Here is a 6,933-nt window from a genome sequence, read left to right as displayed (position 1 = left end):
GGCGGATTACCCGGAGGTGGTTGTCGGGGTGGTGAACGGGCCGGCGACGGTGGTGATCTCCGGTCCGCCGCGGCAGGTGGCGGAGCTGGTGGAGATGTTCCGGGCGGAGGGGGTGCGGGCCCGGCCGATCCGGTTCAACTACGCCTCGCACTCCCCGGCGGTGGAGCAGGTCCGCGAGCAGATGCTGGCCGATCTGGCCGGTCTGGCCCCGCAGCGCGGGCACGTCCCGATGGTGTCGACCCTGACGGGTGACTGGGCCGACCCGACGGCGATGGACGGCGGTTACTGGTACGAGAACCTGCGGAACCCGGTGCGGTTCGACACTGCCGTGCGGGTGGCGATCGAGGCCGGGCACACGACGTTCGTGGAGGTGTCCGCGCATCCGGTGTTGACGATGCCGGTGACGGCGATCCTGGACGACACCGGCACGGCCGGGCACACGGTGGGTAGCCTGCGGCGGGGGGACGACGACGCGACGCGGCTGTTGACGAACCTGGCCACCGCGCACGCGATCGGCCTGCCCGTCGACCTGACGAAGGTCCTCACGCCCGCGCCGACCGTCGACCTGCCCACGTACGCCTTCGACCGGGAACGGTACTGGCTGGAGGCCCCCGCCCACCGGGTGCGGGACGTCAGCTCGGCCGGCCTCCAGGACGCCGGGCACCCGCTGCTCAGCGCGGCCGTACCGGTCGCCGACGACCAGACGGTGGTGTTCACCGGGCGGCTGTCCCTGCGTACCCACCCGTGGTTGGCCGACCACGCCGTCGGCGGAACGGTGATCGTTCCCGGCACCGGCCTGATCGACATGGTGGTCCGCGCGGGCGACGAGGTCGACGCCGGTCAGGTGGGCGACCTGGCCCTGATCAGCCCGCTCGTGCTGCCGCCCACCGGCGCCATCCAGGTGCAGGTGCGCCTCGGCGCGCCCGGCGCCACCGGCGAGCGGGGCGTCACCGTGCACTCGCGCCCGGAGGAGGGCGGAGACGCCGAGTGGACCCGGCACGCGGAGGGCCTGCTGCTGCCGCAGCTTCCCGCCCCCGTGGCCGTAGCGGGGGAGTGGCCGCCGGCCGACGCCGTCGAGGTCGACGCCGACCTGGACGCCTGGTACGCGCAGACGGCCGAGCGCGGCCTCGGCCTCGGCCCCGCGTTCCGTGGCCTGCGCCGGGTGTGGCGCCGCGACGACGAGGTGTACGCGGAGGTGGCGCTGCCCGACGTGGTGGCCGCCGAGGCGTCCCGGTTCGGCCTGCATCCGGCCCTGTTCGACGCGGCCCTCCAGGCCACCGGCCCCTCCGCGCTGCTCGGCGACCCGGCGGACGCCGTCGGCACCGGCTGGTTGCCGTTCGCCTTCCGCTCGGTCACCCTGCACGCCCACGGCGCCACCCGGCTGCGGGTGCGGCTCCGCTCGCTCGGCCCGGACACGGTCGCCGTCACCCTGTCCGACCCGGCCGGTCAGCCGGTCCTCACGGTGGAGTCGCTGACCTTCCGACCGGTCGCCGCCGGCCGGGCCGACGAGGCCGCCGCGCTGCGGCGCACCTCGCTGTTCCACCTGGACTGGACGCCGCTCCCGGCGACCGACGCGGCCGCCGGCAGCACGACGCGCTGGGCGCTGCTCGGCGACGACTCCCTCGGCCTGGCCGACGCGCTGGCTGCCGCCGGGCACCCCGTGGTGGGCCACCGCGACCTGGCGGAGCTGGTCGCCGCGCTGGACGGCGGCGTCGACGTACCGGATGTCGTGGTCGACCTGCGGACCGGTCCGGACGCGGACCCGGCCCGGGCCGTCGCGGACGCGCACGACGCGACCCGGGACGCCCTGGCGCTGGTGCAGCGGTGGCTCGCCGAGCCGCGGCTGGAGCAGACCCGCCTGGTCCTGCACACCCGGGGCGCGGTCGCCGCCGCGCCCGGCGAGGCCCCCCGCGACCTCGCCAACGCCGCCCTGTGGGGACTGGTCCGATCGGCGCAGTCCGAACATCCCGGCCGGTTCACGCTGCTCGACACCGACGACGCCGCCTCCTCCCGCGCCGCGATCGCGGCCGCGGTCGGCTCCGGCGAGCCGCAGCTCGCGGTCCGCGACGGCGCCGTCCTGGTGCTCCGGCTCGCCCGGGCCCGGGACGCCGGGGCGTTGTCGCTGCCCGGCGACGAGGCGCCGTGGCGGCTCGACGTCACCGAGACGGGCACCCTGGAGAACCTGGCCCTGCTGCCGGTCCCCACCGGGGTGGACGAGGTGCCGGAGGGACACGTCGTCGTCGAGATGCGCGCCTCCGGGCTCAACTTCCGGGACGTGGTGCTGGCCCTCGGCATGGTCCCCGACCAGGAGGTGCTGGGCAGCGAGGGCGCCGGCGTGGTGCTCCAGGTGGGCCCGGGCGTCACCGGCCTCGCCCCCGGCGACCGCGTCATGGGCATCATCTCCGGCTCGTTCTCCTCCGTCGCGGTCACGGACCACCGCATGCTCACCCGCATCCCCGACGGCTGGTCGTACGCCGACGCGGCCGCCATGCCGGTGGTCTTCCTGACCGCCTGGTACGGGTTGGTCGAGTTGGGCCGGCTGAAGTCCGGGGAGTCGGTGCTGGTGCACTCGGCCGCCGGCGGCGTCGGCATGGCCGCCGTGCAGATCGCCCGCCACCTCGGCGCGGAGGTCTACGGCACGGCCAGCCCCGGCAAGTGGCCGGCGCTGCGCGCCACCGGCTTCGACGACGCGCACATCGCGTCCTCGCGCACCCTCGACTTCGTCGACGAGTTCCGCGAGCGCACCGGCGGGCGCGGCGTCGACGTGGTGCTCAACGCCCTCAGCGGCGAGTTCGTGGACGCTTCGCTGCGGCTGCTGTCCCCGGGCGGCCGGTTCGTCGAGATGGGCAAGACGGACAAGCGGGACCCGCGGCGGATCGCGGCCGACCACCCCGGCGTGAGCTACCAGGACTTCGACCTCATGGTGGCCGGCCCGGCCACGATCAGGCGGATGCTGGACGAGCTGATGGCGCTGTTCGCGAGCGGCGCGCTGCGACCGCTGCCCCGGCGCACCTGGGACGTCCGGCGCGCCCCCGACGCGTTCCGCTTCCTCAGCCAGGCCCGACACGTCGGCAAGCTGACCCTGAGCATCCCGCAGGTGCCGCGCCTCGACGGCACGGTACTGGTCTCCGGCGCCACCGGGACCCTGGGCGCGCTGCTCTGCCGGCACCTGGTCACCACGCACGGCGCCCGGCACCTGCTGCTGGTCAGCCGGCGCGGCCCGGACGCCGCGGGCGCGGACGAGCTGCTGGCCGACCTCAAGGCGCTCGGCGCGGACGTGTCGATCGTCGCCGCCGACCTGGCCGACCCGGACGCCGTCGCCGACGTGCTGTCCATGGTGGACGCCCGGTACCCGCTGCGCGCCGTCGTGCACACCGCCGGTGTCATCGACGATGCCACCGTCGAGTCGCTCACCCCGGACCGCCTCGCCGCGGTGCTGCGGCCGAAGGTCGACGCGGCCTGGAACCTGCACCGGGCCACGCTCGACCGTGAGCTGACGGCGTTCGTGCTCTACTCCGCCGCCGCCGGCCTGTTCGGTGGGCCGGGCCAGGGCAACTACGCCGCCGGCAACGCGTTCCTCGACGCCCTCGCCGAACACCGGCGGGCCCTCGGCCTGCCGGCGGTCTCCCTGATCTGGGGCCTGTGGGCGCAGGCCAGCGGTATCACCGGGCATCTCGACGCCGTCGACCTGCGGCGGCTGGAGCGCAGCGGACTGGTGGCTCTCGGCAACGACGAGGCCCTCGCCCTGTTCGACGCGGCCTGGCGGTCGGAGCGGGCGGTGCTGATGCCGGCGAAGATCAACACGGGTATGGCGGCGTCCGGCGCGCCCGTCCACCCGCTGCTGGCGGCCCTGGTCCGTCCCGCCAGCCGGCGGGCCGTCGCCGCCGAGGCCGCCGGCGGGCAGGCGTTCGTCGACACCCTGCGCGCCCTTCCCGTGGACAGGCGGGAACGCGCCCTGCGCGACCTGGTGCTGTCGCACGTCGCCGTGGTCCTCGGCCGCGGCGACTCGGCCGCCGTGGAACCGACCAAGGCGTTCCGCGAACTCGGCTTCGACTCGCTCACCGCGGTCGAGCTGCGCAACCGGCTCGGGGCAGCCACCGGGCTGCGGCTGCCGGCGACGCTGGTCTTCGACAACCCGACGCCGACGGCGCTCGCCGCGTACCTGGCGACGCAGTTCGACCTCGCGGACACCGCACCCGACCGGTCGGCGGGCGCCGGACGGGAACTCGACCGGTTGGAGGCGGCGCTCGCCGGGCTCGACCCGACCGACGCCGAGTTCCGCCGGATCACCGACCGGCTGCACGGTCTGCTGGACCGGCTGGCCGAGCGGCAGTCCGACGCGGACGGTGACGACGACCTGGAGTCGGCCACCGCCGAGAACATCTTCGACCTGATCGACCGCGAGCTGGAGACGTCGTGACCGCCAGCCGCAAGAACATCGGCAAGCCGAGTGAGGGTGGGTCCACGGTGAGCAACGAGGACGAGAAGTACGTCGAGTACCTGAAGCGTACGACCTCGGAGCTGCGGCGTACCCGGCGGCGGCTGCGGGAGCTGGAGGCGCGGAACTCCGAGCCCGTCGCCATCGTGGCGATGAGCTGCCGCTACCCGGGCGGGGTCGACTCGCCCGAGTCGCTGTGGCAGCTCGTGCACGACGGCCGCGACGGGATCGGCCCGTTCCCCGCCGACCGGGGCTGGGACCTCGACCGGCTCTTCCACCCCGATCCCGACCACCCGGGCACCAGCTACGTCCGCGAGGGCGGCTTCGTCTACGGCGCCGGGGACTTCGACGCCGACCTGTTCGGCATCAGCCCCCGCGAGGCCCTGGCCATGGACCCGCAGCAGCGGCTGCTGCTGGAGACCTCCTGGGAGGCGTTCGAGCGGGCCGGGCTGCCGCTGCCGGCGGTGCGCGGCAGCCGTACCGGGGTGTTCGTCGGGGCGGCCTCGCACGGCTACGAGGCGGTGATCGCGCAGGCCGCCGCCGAGAACGGCGAGGGACACCTGCTCACCGGCAACGCCACCAGCGTCATCTCCGGCCGGATCGCGTACACCCTCGGCCTGGAGGGCCCGGCGGTCACCGTCGACACCGCCTGCTCGGCCTCCCTCGTCGCGATCCACCTGGCCGCCCAAGCGCTGCGCAACGGCGACTGCGAGCTGGCCCTCGCCGGCGGCGTGACGGTCATGCCCACGCCGGCGGTCTTCGTCGGCTTCAGCCGGCAGCGCGGCCTCGCCCCCGACGGCCGGTGCAAGGCGTTCGCGGCCGGCGCGGACGGCACCTCCTGGTCCGAGGGTGCCGGCATGCTGCTGCTCGCCCGCCTCTCCGACGCCCAACGCCACGGGTACCCGGTCCTCGCCGTGATCCGCGGCAGCGCCGTCAACCAGGACGGCGCGTCCAACGGCCTGAGCGCCCCGCACGGCCCCTCCCAGGTACGGGTGATCCGGCAGGCCCTCACCAACGCCCGGCTCACCCCCGCCGAGGTGGACGCCGTGGAGGCGCACGCCACCGGCACCCGGCTCGGCGACCCGATCGAGGCCCAGGCCCTGCTCGCCACGTACGGGCAGGACCGGGGCGAGGCCGGCCCGCTGCTGCTGGGCTCCATCAAGTCCAACATCGGCCACACCCAGGCCGCGGCCGGCGTCGCCGGCGTGATCAAGATGGTGCTGGCCATCCAACACGGCGTCGTCCCGCCGACCCTGCACGTGGCCGAGCCGTCCCCGCACGTCGACTGGACCGCCGGCGCGGTCGCGCTCGCCACCGAGGCGACCCCGTGGCCGGCCGTGGACCGGCCGCGCCGGGCGGCGGTGTCGTCGTTCGGGGTGTCCGGCACCAACGCGCACGCCATCATCGAGCAGGCCCCGGTGCCGGAGGCCGCCGAGGACGAGGCGGCTCCCGCCGCGGACCGTCCGGTCGTCCCGGTCCTGCTCTCCGCCCGCTCCGACGCCGCCGTCGCCGCCCAGGCCGGCCGCTGGGCCGCCTGGCTGGCCGACGGCGACGCCCGCCCGCTGGACGTCGCGTACTCGTCGGTGGCCTCCCGGTCCGTGCTGGACCACCGCGCGGTGATCGCCGCCACCGGCCGCGACGACCTGGTGGCCGGGCTGCGGGCCCTGGCCGCCGGCTCGCCGGCCGGCAACGTCCTCGCCGGTACGGGCTCCGCGCGTGGCCAGCTCGCCGTGCTCTTCTCCGGGCAGGGCGCGCAGCGCGCGGGCATGGGTCGGGAGTTGTACGCGGCGTTCCCGGTCTTCGCGTCCGCGCTCGACGAGTCGTGCGGGCACCTGGACCGGGCGCTTCCGAGCCCGCTGAAGACGGTGCTGTTCGCCGAGGCGGGATCGCCGGAGGCGGACCTGCTGGACCAGACGGTGTTCACCCAGGCGGGCCTGTTCGCCGTCGAGGTCGCGCTGTTCCGGCTGGTCGAGTCGTTCGGGGTGGTGCCGGACTTCGTCGGCGGGCACTCGATCGGGGAGATCACCGCCGCGCACGTCGCCGGGGTGCTCACCCTGGAGCACGCCTGCGCCCTCGTCGCCGCGCGGGGCCGGCTGATGCAGGCGCTGCCGGCCGGTGGCGGGATGGTGGCCGTCGCCGCGCCGGAGGCCGAGGTGCTGGCCTCCATCGACGGGCTCACCGACCGGCTGGGCATCGCGGCGGTCAACGGTCCGACCTCTGTGGTGGTCTCGGGTGCCGCGGAGGCCCTCGACGAGGTGGAGCGGGCCTGGCGGGAGCGGGGTGTGCGTACCCGTCGGCTGACGGTCAGCCACGCGTTCCACAGCCCGTTGATGGAGCCGATGCTGGCGAAGTTCCGGGCCGTCCTGGGCCGGCTGACCTTCGCCGAGCCGGCGCTGCCGATCGTGTCGAACGTGACGGGCGCGCTCGCCGACGGCGACGAGATCCGGACGGTCGACTACTGGGTGCGGCACGTCCGCGAGGCCGTCCGTTACGCC

General features: G+C 75.5%; 2 protein-coding genes. Both read left to right on the top strand.

Annotation, left to right across the window (positions count from 1 at the left end; all coding sequences use genetic code 11):
- The first annotated feature begins 16 nt into the window (after window positions 1–16).
- Window positions 17–4,420 carry an SDR family NAD(P)-dependent oxidoreductase gene (locus tag ABZ793_RS34390; protein ID WP_357465127.1) on the top strand — a complete coding sequence of 1,468 codons (4,404 nt, stop codon included), beginning with the start codon at window positions 17–19 and terminating at the stop codon, window positions 4,418–4,420.
- Between the two features lie 47 nt (window positions 4,421–4,467).
- A partial coding sequence (locus ABZ793_RS34385; protein WP_357465129.1) for a type I polyketide synthase occupies window positions 4,468–6,933 on the top strand: 2,466 nt, incomplete at its 3' end.

The organism is Micromonospora sp. NPDC047465, assembly GCF_040643125.1.
Lineage (GTDB): Bacteria > Actinomycetota > Actinomycetes > Mycobacteriales > Micromonosporaceae > Micromonospora.
Note: the sequence above shows the minus strand (reverse complement) of the source record. Positions and strands in the feature narration are given on the sequence as shown.